The sequence below is a fragment of the Nocardioides sp. Z40_12 genome (genome assembly GCF_058215795.1).
Genome location: NZ_JBZAJA010000005.1, coordinates 21,847 through 41,003 on the forward strand (window position 1 = coordinate 21,847; position 19,157 = coordinate 41,003).

A 19,157-nucleotide genomic window follows, 5' to 3' on the forward strand; every position below is an offset into this window, starting at 1 on the left:
CCTGCCTGTCACCTTCCTAACGGGGCGCAGGGGCGAGGGGTTGGCCCGGCGCGCCGATCACCCCGGATCCCCCGAGGGCGGCGCGGGCGGGCGGGGCGCGGCGGATCGGCCGTCGCCAGGCGGCGCTCAGGCGCCGGGCACGTCCGCGACCGTCGGGTGCGACCAGTCCTCGGCCCCGACCCTGCGCCCCGTCACGTCCTGGGCGGTGATGCTCAGCAGCAGCGAACGGTTGCCTCCGGCCCACGGCGCGGGAAGGTGCGCAGGCGGGTCGAAGACGGCGGCCGAGGGGTCCAGCACCCGCTCGCAGAGCCCCAGCACGACGACGCTCCACCCGCTCCGCATCTCGCGGTCGAGGTGGTCGATCTCGAACGCCACGGTGGCGCCGGGGCCGTGGGTGGCCAGCTCGGAGTAGGAGGTGGTGCGGATCTCCAGCACCCCGTCGTTCACGGTGTAGTTGACCGGCACGATCCGCGGCCCGTGCGGCGTGGTGAACGCGACCCGCCCGACCACGTCGGCGCGCAGCAGCGCACGGCACTCGTCGAGCGAGAGCTCGGCCACCTCGTCCATGCCCCCATGGTGGCACGGCTCGTTCCCCGCGGCGAGAGGTCCCGCACCGCTACGCTCGCCGCCATGAGGACACTGGACGCCAAGGTCGTCGCCATCACCGGAGCCGCGTCGGGGATCGGACGGGCGCTCGCCCTGGAGGCGGCGGGGCGCGGCGCCCTGCTCGCCCTCTCCGACGTGGACGAGACCGGGCTGGCCGAGACGGCCGAGCGTGCCCGGGCCGCCGGGGCACGGGAGGTCAGGGTCGACCGGCTCGACGTCGCCGACCGTGCCGCGTTCGCGACGTACGCCGACGAGGTCGCCGCATACTTCGGCCGGGTCAACATGATCGTCAACAACGCCGGAGTCGCGCTGGCCGGGGACTTCACCGACCTGGAGCCCACCGACATGGAGTGGATCATGGGGATCAACTTCTGGGGCGTCGTCCACGGGACCAAGGCCTTCCTGCCCCACCTGATCGCCTCGGGCGACGGGCACGTGGTCAACCTCTCCTCGCTCTTCGGCCTCGTCTCGATGCCGGGCCAGAGCATGTACTGCGCCTCGAAGTACGCGGTGCGGGGCATGTCCGAGGCGCTGCGCGAGGAGATGATCGTCGCCGGGCACCCGGTCGGCGTGACCGTCGTCCACCCCGGCGGGATCAGGACCGCGATCGCCCGCAACGCCCGGGTCGCCGACCCCGACGACAAGCAGCGCACCGCCGACTTCTTCGACAAGCAGCTGGCGCGCACCGAGCCCGAGGAGGCGGCGCGGGTGATCGTCAAGGGCGTGCTGGCCGGCAAGGCCCGGGTGCTGGTCGGGGCCGACGCGCACGCGCTGCACCACCTGGCCAAGACCACCGGCGCGCGCTACCAGGACCTGGTGGCCCGGGTCGCGCGGCGGGCGCTGCCGGCCCGCACCAAGGTCGTCTGACGACCGGGCTCGCCACCCGGGGGGCTCAGCGCTTCGAGCGGGCCCTGAAGACACCCACCAGCCGCGGACCGGCGAGCCGCTGCTCGAGCTTGCGCGCCTCCCGCTTCACCGGCTGGGCGACGTACTCCCCGAGGATCACCCCGGAGGCCAGCGCGATCGCCACCGAGGCTGCGGTGACCATCGCGAGCAGGCCCTGCGAGATCGCGTCGCCGCCCTCGGCCAGCAGCGAGAGCCCGCGATAGATCGAGAGCCCGGGCAGCAGCGGGACGATCGCGGAGACCACCACCACCAGCGGCGGCACCCGGACCCGGCCCGCCACCGCGTAGGCGACGAGGCCGATCGCGAACGCCGCCGTGGCCGCCGCCCAGGTGCGCCCGAGCCCGGCGTCGTCGATCACCCGGAAGATGGCCGCGGCAGCGCCGGCGACCACCGCGATCGGCAGCAGGATCCGCTTCGGCGAGTAGGCCGAGTAGGCGAAGGAGGCCGCGCAGAGTGCCGCCCCCACCGCCAGCACCCCGATGTCCTGCCAGCCGGAGCGTCCGGGCTCCAGCTGGCCCACGTCGACGCCGAGCAGCTCACCGAGGGTCAGTCCGCCGCTGACCCCCGCGATGATCCCCGCGGTGGCCAGGAGCGCCTCGATGATCCGTGCGCCCGCGGTGACGTAGAAGCCGGAGAGCGCGTCCTGCAGCGCACCCATGAAGCCGATCCCGGCGAGCAGCATGATGATGTTGGCCGTGACGACCAGCGAGGGGTCGACGTCGAAGCCGGAGGCGGCAGCCCCCACGGCGAAGAGGGTGGCCACCACCCCGCCGGCCACCTGGAGGTAGAAGGTCGGCAGCCGCCGGCGGCTCAGGAAGAGCTGCACCCGGTCGATGCAGGACGCCGCCACGAAGGCGATCGCGACCACCGCCGGGCCACCGCCGAGGAAGAGCGCGACCGAGGCGCACATCACCCCGGTGGCCAGCGTGACCGCCCAGCGCGGGCGGTTGTGGCCGACCGAGACGATCGTCGCCATCCGGTTGCGCGCCAGGTAGAGGTCGAGCTTGCCCGAGAGCAGGTCGCGGACCAGGTGGTCGACCTGGGTGAGGTCCTCGTAGTCGATGTCGCGCTGCTTGACCTGCCGCAGCATCACCAGCGACGGCATCGCCGCGTCGTACTGGTGGCCCATCGAGACCTGGGTGAAGGTCACGTCGATGTCGGTGTGCCGCAGTCCGAGGTGGTGGGCGACCGCGCCCATCGTCGCGGTCACGTCCGCGGCCCCGGCCCCGTTGGCGAGCAGCATCTCGCCGATCCGCAGGCACAGGTCGATCGTCAGGTTGAGCTCCTTGACGTCAACCTCGTTGTTCTGGTCAGGCACGGTCGTCATGCTGTCACGCGGCACTCGCGACGCCCCGGGCACCCGCCCCCTAGGCTGACGCCGTGCGCATCGACTTCCACGCCTCCCCGGCCCCCACGTTGGGGGTGGAGTGGGAGCTGGCCCTGGTCGACACGGAGTCGCGGGACCTCGTCAGCGCCGCCGCCGACCTCTTCGAGCTGGCGGTGCCCCGTCTGCCCCACCCGGAGCGGCTGCACCAGGAGCTGCTCCGCAACACCGTGGAGGCCGTCACCGGGATCTGCCACGACGTCCCGGAGGCGATGGGGCAGCTGCGCGAGACCCTCGGGGTGGTCGCCAAGGCGGGCGACGAGCTGGGTGTCGACCTCTTCGGCGCCGGGGCACACCCCTTCGCGAGCTGGTCGGCCCAGCAGATCACCGAGGGCCACCGCTACGAGGAGCTGATCAACCGCACCCAGTGGTGGGGCCGGCAGATGCTGATCTGGGGCGTCCACGTGCACGTCGGGCTCCCCGAGCGGGATCGGGTGATGCCGGTGCTCACCGGGCTCCTCAACTCCTACCCCCACCTGCTGGCCCTCTCGGCCTCCTCGCCGGTCTGGGCGGGCCAGGACACCGGCTACGCCTCGAACCGGGCCCTGATGTTCCAGCAGCTCCCCACCGCCGGGCTGCCCTTCCAGTTCCAGCGCTGGGAGGAGTTCGAGGCGTTCGCCCACGACCAGCTGACCACCGGGGTCATCTCCGAGCTCGACGAGGTGCGCTGGGACATCCGCCCGGCCCCCAAGCTCGGCACCCTGGAGAACCGGGTCTGCGACGGGGTCTCCACCCTCGACGAGCTCGGCGCCCTCACCGCCCTCATGCACTGCCTGGTGGTCGACCTCGACACCCGGATCGCCGCGGGCGAGCAGGTCAGCACGATGCCGCCGTGGCACGTGCAGGAGAACAAGTGGCGCGCGGCCCGCTACGGCCTCGACGCGATCATCATCCTCGACGGCGACTCCCGCGAGCGCCTGGTCACCGACGACCTGGCCGACCTGCTGGAGCGCCTCGAGCCGGTCGCCCGACGGCTCGGCTGCTCCGACGAGCTGCGGCGGGTCGCCGACATCCCCACCCGCGGCGCCTCCTACCAGCGCCAACGCGCGGTGGCCCACGAGTCGGGCGGCGACCTGGTGGCGGTCGTCGACTCGGTGGTCGGCGAGCTGCGCAACTCGCTCGCCTGACCGGGTCGCCGGCTTGGCCGGATCCCTGGACGCGGCACCCTCGGCCTGCCATCCTCGGGCCGTGGCCACACTCCCGGACCCCACGTCCCTCGGATTCCTGATGGTGGAGAGCCGTCAGATGCCGATGCACGTCGGTGGGCTCCACCTCTTCGCCCGTCCCGAGGACGCCGACGACGGCTACGAACGCGAGCTGGTGACCCAGCTGCGCACCGTCCCCGAGATGTCGCCGCTCTACCTGCGCCACCCGCACCGCTCCGTGCGGACGGGGGGCCAGCTGGTCTGGGAGACCGACGGGGCCTTCGACATCGAGCACCACGTGCGGCACAGCGCCCTGCCCCGCCCGGGCGGGGGCCGGGAGCTGCTCGAGCTGGTGAGCCGCCTGCACTCCACGCGGCTGCCCTGGGAGCGGCCGCTGTGGGAGTCGCACGTGATCGAGGGCCTGAACGACGGCCGGGTGGCGATCTACCACAAGATCCACCACGCGCTGATGGACGGCGTCTCCGCGATCCGGCTGCTCAACGTGGTGCTCAGCGACGACCCCGAGGAGCGCGGGATGCTCGCTCCCTGGGCGCTCCACCCGGCGCTGGTCGACGGGGCCTCCCGGGGCGCGGTCGACGGGGCCTCCCGGAGCCCGGTCGGCGGCGCAGACCTCGCACACGTGCCCGTCACCGCCGTGCGCTCGGCGCTCGGCCTGCTCGCCGAGGCGGCCGGGATGCCCGGCGCGCTGGTCCGCACCCTGTCCCGGTCGGTGCGGGACCAGCCCTCCACGCTCTCGCTCCACTCCCCCCGGACGATGCTCGACCGGGAGTTCACCGGAGCCCGGCGCTTCGCGGCCCAGGACTGGCCGGTGGAGCGGCTGCACGCGGTCGCCCGGTCCAGCGGGACCACGATCAACGACGTGGTGGTCGCGATGACCTCGGGCACGCTGCGCCGCTACCTGCTCCAGCACGACGAGCTGCCGCGGCAGAGCCTGGTGGCCATGGTCCCGGTCGGGCTCAAGGCGAAGGAGTCACACCGCCCGTCCGCCGACGGGGGGAACGCCGTCGGCGCGGTGATGGTCCGGATGGGCACGGAGATCGCCGACCCCGCCGGCCGGCTCCGCGCGGTCCACGAGTCGATGAAGGCGGGCAAGGCGGCGCTGGCCTCGATGACGCCGCTGCAGATCGTGGCGATGAGCGGGCTGGGCCAGCTCCAGGCGATGCTCCCGGCGATCTGGGGAGCCAGCGGGCTCACGCGTCCGCCGTACAACGTGATCGTGAGCAACGTGCCCGGCCCCCGGCAGGCCAAGTACTTCAACGGCGCCCGGCTGCTGGGCAACTACCCGGCCTCCATCCCGATCCCGGGCGCTTCGCTCAACATCACCTGCACCTCCTACGACGGCAAGATGTGCTTCGGCCTCACCGGCTGCCGGCGCGCGGTGCCGCGCCTGCAGCAGATGCTGCCGTTCCTGGACGATGAGCTGGCGCTGCTCGAGGAGGCCGTCGGCCTCTGAGCCGCCCTACCGCTCCTCGAGGCCGCCGCCGAGCTGCTCGGCGACTGCGCGCAGGCGGGCCCGGGTGATGTCGGCGACCGTCCCGAAGCCGGCCAGGTCGGCGTTGGAGCCCGGCCGGGTGGGCTCGGCGGAGTTGACCGAGAGGCACTGCCGGGTGCCCCCGTCCTCCAGGTTGGCCAGCGCGACCGCGTGGCCGGTGGTGCCGCTGCCCGCGAAGGGGTCGAGCACCCGGGCGTCGGCCGGCATCGTGTGCAGGATCCGGCGCAGCAGGCCGGTCGGCTTCGGCGACTCGAAGACGTGGCCCACCAGCGCCTTGAGCTCGGCGACCGCGGAGTCGGTGGAGCCGACCTCCTCGGCGTGCCAGATGGTGCGCAGCTTCTTGCGGCGCCCCCCGGGCCGCTCCAGCCAGTCGCGCTGGAAGACGTCGACCCGCGGACCCCGCTGGCCCTTGATCCGCCGGCAGACCAGGTCGTCGGGCCGCGACCCGATCAACGGCCGCGACCAGCGCCAGACCGCGGCCGTGCCGTCGCCGAAGACCGGGTGCACCTCCACGGCTCCCGGGAAGGGCTCCAGCGCCACCCGCCCGCCCTCGGGGTCGCCGTAGACCGGGAAGTGCAGCGTCGGGGCCGTCAGCGGGTTGAACTTCTTGTTGGTGTTGCGCAGCGGCAGGTGCCGGAAGCGGCGGCCGTCCTCGGCGACCTCGGGGAAGTCGGCGGCGACCACGCTGTGGGAGGTCGAGGCGTCCAGCCGGCAGGCACGGGCGTCGCGGGCGAAGACCAGCAGGTACTCGTGGTCGGTGGCGAAGCCGCCCCCCAGCTGTCGTCCCTTGGGGTTGAGGTTGACCACCACCTGGGCCAGGAAGTTCTGCTCGCCGAAGACGTCGTCCATCAGCAGCCGCAGCCTGGCCGCCTCGTTGTCGTCGATGCTGACGAAGACGGCGCCACCGGGGTCGAGCACGCGGCGTACCTCCTCCAGGCGGGGCCGCATCATCGCCAGCCACGCCTCGTGGCGCCCGGCGCGGCCGCCGTCGGCGGTCCGGAAGCGGTCCGCGTAGGCGAAGTCGTTGCCGGTGTTGTACGGCGGGTCGGCGTAGACGAGATCGATCGAGCCGGTGCCGAGCGAGGCCAGCACCTCGAGGTTGTCCCCCTCGACGAACGCGTTCCAGGTCGCCACGTCCGCCACATTAGTGCTCATCCGTCCTACTCTGGAGAGCATGCCCTCCTTCACACGACCGCCTGCCCCCGCTCGCCGTGCCGCCTCGGCGGCCGTCGCCGGCCTCGCCACCGGCGCCTGCGTACTGGCCCTCACCGCGCCGACCGCCGCCACCCCGACCCCCGCCGCAGCCCCGGGCGGCGACCGCGCCCCGGGGACCGGCACCGACCACCAGCCGCGCCACGCCAGCGACGGCAAGGCCGGCTGGGTGGCCGAGCCGCTGCCGGCCGGTCGCCGCGCCCCGGCCACCGTGATCTCCGAGACCGGCTGGAGCATGGCTCCCGGCATCGACTACCGCACCTGGGACCAGCTCGAGCCCCGCGGGGCGAACATCCCCCAGACCGTGCGCTTCCAGCTGCTCACCATCGACATCGCCAACCCGGGCAACACCTTCGACCTGGTCTCCACCGACAAGGTCGCCGACGGCACGTCGGTGGAGTGGATGGCCAAGCAGTCGGGTGCCGTGGCCGCCATCAACGGCGACTTCTTCGACATCGGCGACACCGGCGCCCCGCTGGGTGTGGGCAAGGCCCGCAAGGGCGGCCTGCGCCACGCCCCCGCCTCGGGGTGGAACAGCAGCTTCTGGGTGGACAAGGCCGGCCGGCCCCGGGTGGGCGACCTGCCGTTCGTCGGGAAGTTCCGCAACGGCAAGCGACCCAACATCACCTTCTCGGGCTTCAACTCCCCCCTCGTGCCCAAGGGCGGCATCGGCCTCTACACCCCCAAGTGGGGCAAGACCAGCGGCTACTCGGTCACCGACGGGCAGAAGCGGGCCCGCCAGGTGATCATCAAGAACGGCCGGGTCGTCTCCAACCGCTACGGCCTGACCCGCGGGAAGAAGATCCAGGGCAAGCTGCTGGTCGGGCGCGGCAAGGGCGCCGCGCTGCTCAAGAAGCTCAAGCGCGGCGAGCGTCTGGGCCTGAAGTGGCGGGTCAAGGGCTCGCCGACAGTCGCCATCTCGGGTGACCGGCCGCTGCTGCTCGACAACCAGCGCGTGGTCATCAACGACCAGCTGATGCACCCCCGCACCGCGGTCGGCATCGACGAGGACGGCCACAAGGTCTTCTTCCTCACCGTCGACGGCCGGCAGGCGCACAGCCGCGGGTACACGATGGTCGAGCTGGCCAACATGATGCAGGCCCTGGGCGCCGAGAACGCACTCAACCTCGACGGCGGCGGCTCCACCACCATGGTCGGCCACACCGACCTGGGACAGCTCGCCGTGCTCAACACGCCCTCGGACGGCACCCAGCGCAAGGTCCCCAACGGCCTGGCGGTCTTCTCCACCCCCTTCAGCTGAGGGCGGGCCGGCCCCTCAGACGGGGCCGGCCACCCCTCGCGCCTGTTCCCCGTCGACGGCGAGCAGCGCGACCGTCGTCATCGGCACCAGGCACTGCACGGTCTGCTTGGGCATCCGGACCCGGACGCGCAGCTCGCCGTCCTCGCGTCGCAGGGACCAGCGCTCCGGCGCCTCGCAACCGACCGCCAGCACGGCGCCCAGCAGCGCCTCCCCGGCGCGCAGCTCCTGCCGCGCCTCCTCCAGCGCCCGGTCGAGGTCGTCGCGGAACCGCGCCGAGGTGAACTGCACCAGCCACGCCTCCTGCGCTGCCACGTCGGGCAGGAGCACCAGGGAGCCGCTGCCGGGGCCGCTGCCGGTGTCGCTCCCGGTGACCTCCACGAGGGGCCGGTACGCCACCGCACCCTCCGGGGCGCCGCCCCCGGTCGTCGGCGTGGCAGTCGGCGTCGGCGTGGGCGTGGCCGTCGGCGTCGGCGTGGCGGCGGGGGACGACGGGTCGGCGCCGCCCTCGCGGCCGTCCGTGTCACCGCCGCACCCGGCCACGAGCATGAGCACGCCCGCCGCGACGAGGCCGGACAGGACGCGGACGGCCGCCGTACTCGCTCGCACCTGTGGCACCCGTGACACCTCCTGCCCGGGCGGCGGCCGCGGGCCCGGGGCCGCCACGTACCCGTTACGCGCCCTGGCTACCCTGCGGGACATGGCTCGATTCACCCGCGCGGAGCTCGAGGCGTTCCGCGACACCGAGGTGCCCGACCTGCTCGGGCCCGACGTCCGCCTGCTCTTCGTCGGCATCAACCCGGGCCTGTGGACCGCGGCGACGCAGACCCACTTCGCCCACCCGGCCAACCGGTTCTACCCTGCCCTGTACCTGTCGGGCATCCTCGAGCGGCGCATCGACCCGGCCGCCGGGATGACCGACGACGACCGGGACCACCTGCGCGCCCGCGGCCTCGGCATCACCAACCTGGTGCCGCGGGCGACGGCGCGGGCCGACGAGCTGACCCCGGCCGAGCTGGCCGCCGGAGGCGCCCGGCTGGAGCAGCTGGTGGCCCGGGTGCGGCCCCGCGTCGTGGCCGTCCTCGGCATCACCGCCTACCGGCAGGCCTTCGGCGACCGCAAGGCGGTCACCGGCCGCCAGCCGGAGCCCTTCGCCGGGTCCGAGCTCTGGGTGCTGCCCAACCCGTCGGGCCTCAACGCGCACCAGACCGTGAGCACCCTCGCCGAGGCGTACGCCGCCCCCGCCCGCGCCGCCGGCCTGCTCCCACCCGGCGCGGACACGGGCCCCTGACCGGCCCTGCCGCACCCGCGGGGCCCCCGGACGTCATCACCAACGGCGCCCCGAACGACCACTCGCGATGACGTCCCCCCGGGGCCTGCCGGACGTCATCACCAACGGCGCCCCGAACGACCGCTCGCGATGACCTCCCAAGGGGGCTCCGGACGTCATCACCAACGGCGCCCCGAACGACCACTGACGATGACGTCCCCGGGGGCCTGCCGGACGTCATCACCAACGGCGCCCCGAACGACCACAGACGATGACGTCCCCCGGGGGCTGTCGGACGTCATCACCAACGGCGCCCCGAACGACCGCTCGCGATGACGTCCCAAGGAGACCTGCCGGACGGCTGCCGGACGTCATCGTGGGTGGTGCCTCGGACGACCGCTCGTGATGACGTCCGGGGGCGGGGCGGGGGGCAGGGGTGCGCTCAGCCCTTGGGGCCGACGTCGTCGATCGTGGTCACCACGTCGGTCAGCACCGGACGCCGGGGCGCCGAGCTGAACCCGAAGCGGCACGGCGGGTCCAGGGCGGTCAGCGACCCCAGGCGTACGCCGTCGAAGCGCCCGGCGGCCGAGTCGAGCGCGTGCACGTCGGTTGCCCCGTAGTACTCGCGGCGGCCCCGGCCGGCGGTCCCGCGGGTCCGTACGCCGGGCAGCAGCAACCGGGCGAGCGGGTCGGTGACCCGCGACCAGCCGGGCGCGGTGGCCAGCGGCCTCGGCACCAGGCGCAGCGCGTGCCCCAGCACGGTCCGCCGGCCGATGCCGCAGACGAGCTCCAACGACGGCGTCCGCACCTGCCAGCGCTCCCGCCCGGCGGGCATCCCGAAGCCGCTCGCCACCCGCCCCGCCTCGACCTCGACCGGCTCCACCCGGACCTCGTCGAAGAGGTAGGTGCCGGCGACCAGGTCGGCGACCTCGCGGGTGGGAGCCAGCAGGACCCGGTGGCCCTCGGCCGTCTCCACCATCACGTCGGCGAAGGCCCCCAGCGGCGACTCCCGCCATCGGCCGACGACGGCACGCAGCCCGCTGGTGGTGCCGACCCCGGCGATCTGTCCGACGAAACGTGCGCGCGCCATGGGTTCGACGGTAGTGGTGCCGGGGTCATCGGGGCCCCCACGCGATCGTGCCAGGTCCGTACGGCCGGGCCCGTCCGGGTCAGTACGGCCAGCCGAAGGGCGGGACGTCGACGACGGTCACCGACTCGCAGTCCTTGCCGTCGTACTTGTTGACCAGCCCGATCTTGTCGCGGGGGTCGATCGACCCGATGTAGATCACCTGGTCGTAGCCCTCCTGGCAGTAGATCTGGTCGTAGTCGCCGTCGTTGAGGACGTAGAAGATGTCGTCGCCCTCCTCGGAGTAGAACTCGTCCGAGCCGCTGCCGAGGAAGATGATGTCGTTGCCCTCGTCGGCGGTGCCCCGGTCGTCGCCCGCGCCGTCGATGAGGACGTCGTTGCCGTCGCCGCCGTCCAGCTCGTCGTTGCCGGCGCCACCGTCGAGGAAGTCGTTGCCCACGGCCCCGGAGACGTGGTCGTTGCCGTCGTCGCCGTAGACCTTGTCGTCGCCCTGGGCGCCCATCAGTCCGCCCACGCGGGTGCCGCGACGGAGGTTGTCGTCGCCGGGCCCGCCGTAGATGACGTCGTTGTCGGGACCGCCGGAGATGCTGTCGCGGCCGTCCCCGCCGTCGAGGGTGTCGTTGCCGACCATGCCGTCGACGACGTCGTCCCCGGCCTCACCCCAGGCCGAGTCGTCGCCGTTGTGCATCAGGATCGTGTCGTTCCCGAGCCCACCCCACGCCTGGTCGTTGCCGGCGTGACCGTTGAGCCGGTCGACGCCCCCCTCCCCGTGGAGGAGGTCGTCCCCGGCGTTGCCGTCGAGCTGGTCCTTGCCGGGGCCGCCGAAGATGGTGTCGTTGCCCGGGTGTCCGTAGAGGCGGTCGGCGCCGCCTCGGCCCTTGATGATGTCGTCCCCGGCGAGCGCCTTGATGACGTTGGGCTTGCGGTTGCCGGTGAGCAAGTCATCACCCTTGGTCGCCTTCTTGGCCGCGACAGCGGGGGCGGCGAGGCCGAGGATCAGCAGAAGGAGCGGAAGGAAGACGAAAGAGCGTCGGATGGTGGGCCTCCTGTGTCTCGAAGCGGACCGCGCGGGAACTGGACCGGCGGCGTGCGCGTCAATTATTCCAAAAGGGGGTGAGGGAAACTGAGGAACACCCGATCCACCACCTCTTCCGCCCCCGTCCCGTCCCATGACTGGCAGGCTTCTCCCATGTCCGACCTTCCCCCTCCCGCCGACGACCCGCCGGGCACCCCCGCGGCCCCAGCGCCTCCTGAGGCACCGGTCCGGGAGGCGGTGCGCCGTTATGCCGCCATGCAACCCGGTCTGCTGGGTCCGACGCAGCGCTTCGTCGAGCTGGTCACCTCCCTGCTCGACGAGGCCGGGATCAACTACCTCTCGGTGGACGGGCGGACCAAGAGCGTGGCCTCCTTCGCGGCCAAGGCGGCGCGACAGGTCGACGGGCAGCCGGAGTACGCCGACCCGCTGAGCGAGATCACCGACCAGGTCGGCGTCCGCGTCATCACCTACGTGCACAGCGACGTGGCGGCGGTCGCCGACGTCTTCGACGACCAGCTGGTCGTGGTCGACGACCGTGACCTGGGTCTGGAGACCGCCCGGGAGGGCCGGTTCGGCTACTCCAGCCGCCACCTCCTGGTCGCGGTCGGCGAGCCCGGCCCGGAGAGCTTCACCGACCTGGCGGGACTGCGCGCCAGCATCCAGGTCCGCACGGTGCTCCAGCACGCCTGGGCCGAGTTCGAGCACGACATCCGCTACAAGGGCACCGTGCCGGAGGAGCACGCCCCCGACCTCGACCGCCGTTTCACCCTGGCGGCGGGCCTGCTGGAGCTGGCCGACCAGGAGTTCTCGGCGATCCGCGCCAGGCTGCAGGGCTCCGGGCAGACCCGGCTCGCCGACGCCGACCCCAGCGACCCCCGGATCAGCGGGCAGGAGCTGGCCGCCTTCCTGGCCGGCCAGTACGCCGACGCCGGGTGGTCCCACACCGACCACTACGGGTGGATCGCGGGACTGCTGCTGGAGCTGGGGGTGACCTCGCTCGACGAGCTCGCGGCGCTGCTGACGTCCGTCGACCCGGAGGCGGTGATCCGCCGGATGGGCTACCGCTACCCCGCGGGAGCCGTGCGCCGCCTCGACGACGCGCTGCTGGCCATCTTCGGCGAGCGGTACGTCGCCCTCACCGGCAACGCGCACCGGGTGCCGCAGCTGCGAGCCCGGCTGGCGAAGCTGGTCGACCAGGAGGAGCCCGGACGCTGAGCTGCCGGGTGCGGCTCACGAGGGAGCCGCACCCGGCAGGCGTCGCCTTCCGGCGCGGGTCGGGCCTTCGCTCAGGCGTCGGAGAGCGGCAGCTGGTCGGCCGGGCTGGCCGGGGTCTTCTCAGTCGGTGTCTTGGCGGCCGGGGTCTTCTTCGCCGGGACCTTCTTCGCCGACGCCTTCTTGGCCGGGGCCTGCTTCGCCGACGCCTTCTTGGCCGGGGCCGTCGCGGCGGACGCCTTCTCGGCCGTGGTGGCGCTCGCGGTCCCCGACGCGGGCGTCGTGGCGGCCGGCTCGGCGGCGACCGGCACGCTGGTGTCCACGTCGGAGGCGGCGGCCACCTGGGCGATGGCCGCCGGCGCCGGGGTGCCCTCGGCGACCTTCCGCTCCGCGGCCTTGCGGCTCGGGAGCTTGGCGCCGGGGCCGGCGGTCTTGGCCGCCGGCGCCTTCTTCGCCGCCGGGACCTTCTCGGCGGGAGCCTTCGCCGCCGGCGCCTTCTTCGCGGCCGGAGCCTTCTTCGCCGCCGGGACCTTCTCGGCGGGAGCCTTCGCCGCGGGCGCCTTCTTGGCGGCGGGCTTGGCGGCAGGCTCAGCGGCAGGCGTGGCGGCCGGCGCCTTCTTGGCGGCGGGCTTGGCGGCGGGCTCAGCGGCAGGCGTGGCGGCCGGCGCCTTCCTGGCAGCCGGCTTGGCGGCGGGCGCCTTCTTGGCCGGCTTGGCCTTCACCGGCGCGTAGGCCTCGCGGGGGGCGAGCGGGTCACCGTGCGGCGCGGCCGTCTCGGTCTGCTTCACGGGTGCTTTGGCGGGCGCCTCGTCGGGCGCCGCCGACGGCGGCTCGCTGGGCGTGACGCGCGGCGAGTCCACGGGCCAGCTCACGCCGCCCTGCGCGTCCCCACGCTCCAGCAGCTGGCCGGCGCGGGCGACTGCGCCCCCCACGACCTGACCGGCCAGGCCGACGCCGGTCCCGACGACGTCCTTGACGTCGTCGACGATCTCCTGGACGGTCTCCTGCGGGCGGGTGACGAGGCCAGTCGTGCGCCGGGCCACCTGGGCGAGTGCTTTGCGTGGGTCCATGGTGTCTCCTATACCCCGTTGTGCTCCTCGGCATGGGTGAGGAACACGCCACATGATCCCCTACCCCGCGCCGGCGCCCCGTCCGCGCCGCCGGACGTGGACGGCACCCTCAGGGTGCGGGCGACACGGGACCGTCCGAGGTGCGGCCGAGCTCCTCGTAGGGGCCCACCAGGAAGCGGCCGTCGGTGCGCACCCGCACCCACTGGATCCCCACGGGGACGCCCTCGTCGTCGTAGGTGATCAGGGTCATCTCCGCGTCGCGGCGGGGCTTGCTGCCGATCGCGAGGGCGTACGCCGCCCCGCCGGTGGTCCCGTTGGTCCAGCTGTAGCCGACCTCGCCGTCGGGGCCGACCACCTCGGTCGGCCCGTTCTGGACGTGCAGGTGGCCGCCGACCGCGAGATCGGCGCAGCCGCGCTCCAGCGCCTCCTGGGCCAGCTTGACGTCGTGCACGAGCAGGGTGTTGATCCGCTCCTCGGAGTCGCAGGCGGTGTCGGCGAGCCGCTCACCCACCTCCTCGAAGCTCAGGCCGGTCTCGTCGCGCCAGCTGCCCAGCCCGCTGCTGCGGGGGTCGTCGACCCCGAGGATGCGGCCCCCGCCGGGCCCCTCCTCCACCTCTCCGACCAGACGGGTCCAGCCCAGGTCGTCGAGGTAGTCGCCGACGAAGCCGCCGTGGTCGTGGTTCCCGGTGACCGCCCAGCGGTCGAGGTCCTCGAAGGAGGCCTGGAGGGAGTCCAGGGAGAACGCCTCCCACGGCTTCCCGGTCGAGGTGTCGTCCCCCGCCCCGAGGATCGCGGTGGCGCCCGCGCGGTCGGCGACGGCCCGGGCGACCCGGTCCATGCCGACGTTGTCGTGCCGGTCCGAGACCAGCAGCGCCACGGTCTGGTCCTCCTCCGGCTCGTGCACCTCGATGTCGGCGGCCGCCTCCGCGGCGGCGTCGTACCACTCGCGGCTCTTGGCGTAGGTGTCGACGGCGCTGGCGATCAGTCGCTTGGTCTGGGTGCCGGTGACGTCCGCCCGCACCTCCAGCCCGGCTGCCTCCTCCGGCACCGGCACCTGGTCGCCCAGGAACTCGGGCAGCGGGATCCAGCTCCGGGTCTGGTCCAGCGGCGCCTGCTCGCGGTGCCAGGGCTGCCAGAGCGCCACCGCCAGGACGACGACCAGCGAGGCCACCAGCAGCGGTCTGGGCCGCAGGGTGCGCAGGTCCCGGAGCAGGTCGCGGCGGCGGACCGGGCCGAGCAGGAGGTAGGCGAGCACCGGGAGCGCGCCGATGGCCGCGCCCCGCAGGCCGGAGGCGATCGCCATGTCCACGACGAGCCCCTGCACCTTCGCGATCTGCGCCTCGGGGTTGGAGGCGATCAGCGTGTAGCGCTCGAAGAGCTCCTCGGTGGAGGCCGCGTCGCTCTTGCCGAGGGCGATCCGCACCCCCAGCCCGCCCGGGACGTCGAGGCGGACGTCGGGGAGCACCGGCCCCGTCGCCAGCACGGCGTACCCGTCGAGGGTGGGGGTGACCACCGCGTCGTGGCCGGCCAGCACCGTGGTGCGGCTGCTGTTGAGGAAGAGCGCGGACCCCACGGCGACCGCGGTGACCACCCAGACCGCGGCCGTCAGGACCCACCGCAGCACGGAGGCGGCATCGGGACGGAACGACATCGACCTCACCGTAGCCAACGGCCGACGCCGGCCGACGACCCAGGTCGGGTCAGGCGCGGGCCTGGGAGATGGCGTAGAGCGCCACGGAGGCCGCCACCCCCGCGTTGAGCGACTCCAGGTTGTTGGCCATCGGGATCGAGACCAGCTGGTCGCAGGTCTCGGCGACCAGGCGGGACAGGCCCTTGCCCTCGGAGCCCACCACCAGGACCAGCGGACCCTCGGCCAGCCCGCCCTCGGCGGCCAGCTCGGGCAGCGACATGGTGCCCTCGGCGTCGAGGCCCACCACCATGCAGCCGGCGTCCTGGTAGGCCTTCAGCTGACGGACCAGGTTGACCGCCTGGGCCACCGGGGTCCGGGCCGCGGCGCCGGCAGAGGTCTTCCAGGCCGAGGCGGTCATCCCGGCCGCCCGGCGCTCGGGGATCAGCACGCCGTGCGCGCCGAAGCCGGAGGCGGAGCGGACGACGGCCCCGAGGTTGCGCGGGTCGGTGACCGAGTCGAGGGCCACGACGAGCGGCGGCTCCTTGGCCTCGGCGGCCCGGTCGAGCAGGTCGTCGCCGTGGGCGTACTCGTAGGACGGGATGCGCGCGGCCAGGCCCTGGTGGACCGCGCCGGCGGTCATCCGGTCCATCTCGTTGCGTGTGACCTCCATCATCGACAGGCCCTGCTCGGCGGCGAGCTTGAAGGCCTCCCGCAGGCGGCCGTCCCGCTCGGCGCCCTCGGCGACGTAGACGCCGGTGATCGGCACGCCGGCACGCAGCACCTCGACCACGCTGTTGCGGCCGGCCACCCACTCGGCGTCGCTGCTCTTCGTGTTGCGGTGCCGCGGCTTGGCCGTCGCCTCGCGCTCCGAGCGCGCCTTGGCCTTGTGCGCCTTGTGGTAGGGCCGGTCCTCAGCCTTGGGCGTCGGTCCCCTGCCCTCCAGCCCGCGCTTGACGCGGCCTCCGGAGCCGATGGTGGCGCCCTTCTTCGACTTGCGGATGGATCCCTTGCGCTGGGAGTTGCCTGCCATGTCAGTCCTTCCCCTGCGCCTGGGCCAGCGACCAGCGCGGCCCCGACGGGGTGTCCTCGATCTCGATGCCGGCCGCCTTGAGGCGGTCGCGGAGGGCGTCCGCGGTGGCGAACTCCCGTGCTGCACGTGCGGCGGCGCGCTCCTCCAGGAGCGCTCCGACCAGGACGTCGACCGCGTCGGTGAGCAGCGCGGTCTCGGTGTCGTCGCCGCCCGACCAGGCCGGGTCGGCGGGGTGGAGGCCGAGCACGTCGAGCATCGCCAGCACCTGCGCGCCGGCCCGCCCGGCGTCGCCGCCCTCGGCGAGCAGCCGGTTGCCCTCGCGGACCGTCTCGTGCACCACCGCCACCGCGGCGGGGGTGCCGAGGTCGTCGTCCATCGCGACCACGAAGGCCTCGGGCAGCTGCTCGAGCCGCACCTGGCCGGCCTCGCCCGGGACGCCGGCGCGCTCCAGGAACGCCTCGACGCGGCGGAAGCCGGTGGCGGCCTCGTCGAGGGCCTCGAAGGAGAACTCGACGTGGCTGCGGTAGTGGGCGGCGACCAGGTAGTAGCGCAGCTCGACGCCGCGGTAGCGCTGTAGGACGGCCGGGATGGTCAGGCTGTTGCCGAGCGACTTGCTCATCTTCTCGCCCGCGGTGGTGATCCAGGCGTTGTGCATCCAGTAGGCCGCGAAGGGGTGGCCGGCGGCGCGCGACTGGGCCTGCTCGTTCTCGTGGTGCGGGAAGCGCAGGTCCATGCCGCCGCCGTGGATGTCGAAGGCGGTGCCGAGGTACTTGCCGGCCATCGCCGAGCACTCGATGTGCCAGCCGGGGCGCCCGCGGCCCCAGGGCGAGGGCCACGACGCGGTGGCCGGCTCGCTCCCGGACTTCCAGCCCTTCCACAGGGCGAAGTCGCGGGGGTCGCGCTTGCCGCGCGGGTCGGCGTCCTCGGCGGCCTCCATGTCGTCGATCCGCTGCCGGGTGAGCTCGCCGTAGGTCGGCCACGAGCGGACGTCGAAGTAGACGTCGCCCGAGCCGTCGTCGGCGGCGTAGGCGTGGCCGCGCTTGATCAGGGAGGCGATCATCTCGATCATCTCGGGCACGTGGCCGGTGGCCGCCGGCTCGTAGGTCGGCGGGGCGACGTTGAGGGCGTCGTAGGCGCGGTCCAGCTCGCGCTTCATGGCGTAGGCGAGGTTGTACCAGGGGCGGCCCTGCTCGGCGGCCTTGGCCAGGATCTTGTCGTCGATGTCGGTGGTGTTGCGGATGAAGGTGACCTCGTAGCCGCGCACCCGGAGCCAGCGCTGCAGGACGTCGAAGTTGACCCCGGAGCGGACGTGGCCGACGTGCGGCTCAGACTGAACGGTGAGCCCACAGACGTAGAGACCGACCTTCCCCTCCTCGAGGGGGACGAAGTCGCGGACTTCGCGAGACGCGGTGTCATGGAGCCTGAGAGTCACCCGCTCAGTCTAGGGGCGGGCGAGGCCGGGATTCGCATCCCCGAACTCGGTGACGGGTGGGGCTGGTGTGACGTATCGTCCCGAGGATGAATCGCCTGCCCCACGCGCCCTCCTCCCGCCCCCTGCCCCGGCTGGTGGCCGGAGCGGCCGCGCTGGTCCTGCCGGCGACCCTCCTCGGCGTGCTCGCCGCCCCCGCCGTGGCCGAGCGGGAGCCCGCGCCGCGTCGCTCGGCGACGCAGATCTCCGACACCTCCTTCGACGCGGGTCACGAGCTGCGCCCGGGTGCACGGGTCGGCACCAGGATCGCCAAGGGGTCGGTGCGGCTCAAGCGGCCCACCCGCGCCCGGACCGTCGAGGGCCTCCGCTACGACATGGGCATCTGGACCTCGCCGTGGGTCACCGAGGCCTTCGGCTTCACCGAGCTCATCCCCTCCTGGCAGGCGACCACCCCGCGGGACAGCTGGATCGAGGTCAAGGCCCGGCTGCGCGCCCCGGACGGCACCGTCGGGTCGTGGGACACCATGGCCCGCTGGACCTCCGGCAACCGCTGGCTGCGGCGCACCACCCTGGGCAGCCAGGACGACGACCTGGCCCGGGTGGCGACCGACACGCTCAAGGTGCACGACGCCGCGGGCGCGGTCGGCTGGCAGCTCAAGGTCCAGCTGATGCGGCGCCAGGGGACCAAGGCGGCGCCCTCCCTGGACCGGGTCGGCGCGATGGCCAGCCGGGTCGCCCCCCGGGGCGCGACCTCGGCGCCGGGCCCGGCCGTGGGCACGGTCCTCGACGTGCCGGCGTACTCCCAGATGACGCACCGGGGCCACTACCCCCAGTGGGGCAACGGCGGTGAGGCGTGGTGCTCGCCGACCTCGCTGGCCATGGTGCTCGACCACTACGGCGTGCTGCCCGACGCGGCCCGCGCCTTCGGCGGTGGCGCCCACACCGACCCGGTGGTGGACCACACCGCCCAGCAGGTCTACGACCACGGCTACCGCGGCACCGGCAACTGGGCCTTCAACACCGCCTACGCGGGCACCCTGCTGCCCCACACCCGGGTCACCCGGCTGGCCGACCTGCGGGCGGCCGAGGAGCACGTGAGCGCCGGCACCCCGCTGATCGTCTCGGTCGCCTTCGGCGCCGGCGAGCTGGACGGCGCCCCGATCACCGCCACCGCCGGTCACCTGATGGTGCTGGTGGGCTTCACCCCCGCCGGCGAAGTGGTGGTCAACGACCCGGCGGCGCCGAGCAACTCCTCCGTCCGGCGCACCTACGACCGGGCCCAGTTCGAGAAGGTCTGGCTCGACGGGTCCGGCGGGCTCACCTACCTGCTCGAGGACTAGGGCGTGTCTCCTAAGCCCGGATCCACCTA

General features: G+C 73.6%; 17 protein-coding genes. 7 read left to right on the top strand and 10 right to left on the bottom strand.

Annotated features, from left to right (window positions below):
* Positions 1–126: 126 nt before the first annotated feature.
* Entirely contained in the window at positions 127–567 is a 441-nt protein-coding gene (locus AC4BG9_RS10745) for a pyridoxamine 5'-phosphate oxidase family protein (protein ID WP_490571095.1), read from the bottom strand.
* Positions 568–630: 63 nt separating this feature from the next.
* Here AC4BG9_RS10745 and AC4BG9_RS10750 point away from each other — a divergent pair, with 63 nt between their 5' ends.
* Complete coding sequence (locus tag AC4BG9_RS10750) at positions 631–1,473, top strand: SDR family NAD(P)-dependent oxidoreductase (RefSeq protein WP_490571096.1); 843 nt, start codon at positions 631–633, stop codon at positions 1,471–1,473.
* Between the two features lie 25 nt (positions 1,474–1,498).
* Here AC4BG9_RS10750 and AC4BG9_RS10755 read toward each other — a convergent pair whose 3' ends face one another.
* Positions 1,499–2,839 carry a threonine/serine exporter family protein gene (locus AC4BG9_RS10755; RefSeq protein WP_490571097.1) on the bottom strand — a complete coding sequence of 447 codons (1,341 nt, stop codon included), beginning with the start codon at positions 2,837–2,839 and terminating at the stop codon, positions 1,499–1,501.
* Between the two features lie 53 nt (positions 2,840–2,892).
* On the opposite strand from AC4BG9_RS10755, the gene AC4BG9_RS10760 reads away from it, so the two are divergent.
* Positions 2,893–4,023, top strand: coding sequence for a glutamate--cysteine ligase (locus AC4BG9_RS10760; protein WP_490571098.1), 1,131 nt, complete (start codon positions 2,893–2,895; stop codon positions 4,021–4,023).
* A gap of 61 nt (positions 4,024–4,084) precedes the next feature.
* Positions 4,085–5,515, top strand: coding sequence for a WS/DGAT/MGAT family O-acyltransferase (locus tag AC4BG9_RS10765; protein ID WP_490571099.1), 1,431 nt, complete (start codon positions 4,085–4,087; stop codon positions 5,513–5,515).
* Positions 5,516–5,521: 6 nt separating this feature from the next.
* On the opposite strand, the gene AC4BG9_RS10770 is transcribed toward AC4BG9_RS10765, so the two are convergent.
* The gene (locus tag AC4BG9_RS10770; protein WP_490571100.1) at positions 5,522–6,709 is read right to left on the bottom strand and encodes a site-specific DNA-methyltransferase; all 1,188 of its coding nucleotides are present in this window, start codon (positions 6,707–6,709) and stop codon (positions 5,522–5,524) included.
* Between the two features lie 19 nt (positions 6,710–6,728).
* On the opposite strand from AC4BG9_RS10770, the gene AC4BG9_RS10775 reads away from it, so the two are divergent.
* On the top strand, positions 6,729–8,027 hold the full coding sequence (locus tag AC4BG9_RS10775; RefSeq protein ID WP_490571101.1) for a phosphodiester glycosidase family protein: 1,299 nt from the start codon (positions 6,729–6,731) through the stop codon (positions 8,025–8,027).
* A gap of 15 nt (positions 8,028–8,042) precedes the next feature.
* Here the strand turns inward: AC4BG9_RS10775 and AC4BG9_RS10780 are convergent, their stop codons facing one another.
* Positions 8,043–8,642, bottom strand: a complete 600-nt coding sequence (locus tag AC4BG9_RS10780; protein WP_490571102.1) for a hypothetical protein — start codon at positions 8,640–8,642, stop codon at positions 8,043–8,045.
* Positions 8,643–8,724: 82 nt separating this feature from the next.
* Between AC4BG9_RS10780 and AC4BG9_RS10785 the strand changes: the two genes are divergently transcribed.
* Positions 8,725–9,315 (top strand): mismatch-specific DNA-glycosylase, encoded by a 591-nt coding sequence (locus tag AC4BG9_RS10785; protein WP_490571103.1) that lies wholly within the window; start codon positions 8,725–8,727, stop codon positions 9,313–9,315.
* A gap of 421 nt (positions 9,316–9,736) precedes the next feature.
* Here AC4BG9_RS10785 and AC4BG9_RS10790 read toward each other — a convergent pair whose 3' ends face one another.
* Together AC4BG9_RS10790 and AC4BG9_RS10795 are read right to left on the bottom strand one after the other, a co-directional pair.
* Positions 9,737–10,384, bottom strand: coding sequence for a hypothetical protein (locus AC4BG9_RS10790; RefSeq protein ID WP_490571104.1), 648 nt, complete (start codon positions 10,382–10,384; stop codon positions 9,737–9,739).
* 79 nt (positions 10,385–10,463) lie between these two features.
* Complete coding sequence (locus AC4BG9_RS10795) at positions 10,464–11,321, bottom strand: calcium-binding protein (RefSeq protein ID WP_490571105.1); 858 nt, start codon at positions 11,319–11,321, stop codon at positions 10,464–10,466.
* A 249-nt stretch (positions 11,322–11,570) separates the two neighbouring features.
* Between AC4BG9_RS10795 and AC4BG9_RS10800 the strand changes: the two genes are divergently transcribed.
* Complete coding sequence (locus tag AC4BG9_RS10800; protein ID WP_490571106.1) at positions 11,571–12,632, top strand: GTP pyrophosphokinase; 1,062 nt, start codon at positions 11,571–11,573, stop codon at positions 12,630–12,632.
* A gap of 71 nt (positions 12,633–12,703) precedes the next feature.
* On the opposite strand, the gene AC4BG9_RS10805 is transcribed toward AC4BG9_RS10800, so the two are convergent.
* From AC4BG9_RS10805 to cysS, 4 genes are all read right to left on the bottom strand, one after another.
* Positions 12,704–13,699, bottom strand: a complete 996-nt coding sequence (locus tag AC4BG9_RS10805; protein WP_490571107.1) for a hypothetical protein — start codon at positions 13,697–13,699, stop codon at positions 12,704–12,706.
* A 109-nt stretch (positions 13,700–13,808) separates the two neighbouring features.
* On the bottom strand, positions 13,809–15,350 hold the full coding sequence (locus AC4BG9_RS10810; RefSeq protein WP_490571108.1) for a metallophosphoesterase: 1,542 nt from the start codon (positions 15,348–15,350) through the stop codon (positions 13,809–13,811).
* A 49-nt stretch (positions 15,351–15,399) separates the two neighbouring features.
* Complete coding sequence (gene rlmB, locus AC4BG9_RS10815; RefSeq protein WP_490571109.1) at positions 15,400–16,359, bottom strand: 23S rRNA (guanosine(2251)-2'-O)-methyltransferase RlmB; 960 nt, start codon at positions 16,357–16,359, stop codon at positions 15,400–15,402.
* A 1-nt stretch (position 16,360) separates the two neighbouring features.
* Positions 16,361–17,791, bottom strand: a complete 1,431-nt coding sequence (cysS, locus tag AC4BG9_RS10820; protein ID WP_490571110.1) for a cysteine--tRNA ligase — start codon at positions 17,789–17,791, stop codon at positions 16,361–16,363.
* A gap of 86 nt (positions 17,792–17,877) precedes the next feature.
* On the opposite strand from cysS, the gene AC4BG9_RS10825 reads away from it, so the two are divergent.
* Positions 17,878–19,128 carry a C39 family peptidase gene (locus AC4BG9_RS10825; RefSeq protein WP_490571111.1) on the top strand — a complete coding sequence of 417 codons (1,251 nt, stop codon included), beginning with the start codon at positions 17,878–17,880 and terminating at the stop codon, positions 19,126–19,128.
* The last annotated feature ends 29 nt before the right edge of the window (positions 19,129–19,157 follow it).

Excerpts from the sequence above, each read along its gene's own strand:
- AC4BG9_RS10745 (WP_490571095.1), bottom strand. The coding sequence starts at position 567 with ATGGACGAGGTGGCCGAGCTCTCGCTCGACGAGTGCCGTGCGCTGCTG.
- AC4BG9_RS10750 (WP_490571096.1), top strand. The coding sequence starts at position 631 with ATGAGGACACTGGACGCCAAGGTCGTCGCCATCACCGGAGCCGCGTCG.
- AC4BG9_RS10755 (WP_490571097.1), bottom strand. The coding sequence starts at position 2,839 with ATGACGACCGTGCCTGACCAGAACAACGAGGTTGACGTCAAGGAGCTC.
- AC4BG9_RS10770 (WP_490571100.1), bottom strand. The coding sequence starts at position 6,709 with ATGAGCACTAATGTGGCGGACGTGGCGACCTGGAACGCGTTCGTCGAG.
- AC4BG9_RS10775 (WP_490571101.1), top strand. The coding sequence starts at position 6,729 with ATGCCCTCCTTCACACGACCGCCTGCCCCCGCTCGCCGTGCCGCCTCG.
- AC4BG9_RS10785 (WP_490571103.1), top strand. The coding sequence starts at position 8,725 with ATGGCTCGATTCACCCGCGCGGAGCTCGAGGCGTTCCGCGACACCGAG.
- AC4BG9_RS10790 (WP_490571104.1), bottom strand. The coding sequence starts at position 10,384 with ATGGCGCGCGCACGTTTCGTCGGACAGATCGCCGGGGTCGGCACCACC.
- AC4BG9_RS10800 (WP_490571106.1), top strand. The coding sequence starts at position 11,571 with ATGTCCGACCTTCCCCCTCCCGCCGACGACCCGCCGGGCACCCCCGCG.
- AC4BG9_RS10805 (WP_490571107.1), bottom strand. The coding sequence starts at position 13,699 with ATGGACCCACGCAAAGCACTCGCCCAGGTGGCCCGGCGCACGACTGGC.
- AC4BG9_RS10810 (WP_490571108.1), bottom strand. The coding sequence starts at position 15,350 with ATGTCGTTCCGTCCCGATGCCGCCTCCGTGCTGCGGTGGGTCCTGACG.
- rlmB (WP_490571109.1), bottom strand. The coding sequence starts at position 16,359 with ATGGCAGGCAACTCCCAGCGCAAGGGATCCATCCGCAAGTCGAAGAAG.
- AC4BG9_RS10825 (WP_490571111.1), top strand. The coding sequence starts at position 17,878 with ATGAATCGCCTGCCCCACGCGCCCTCCTCCCGCCCCCTGCCCCGGCTG.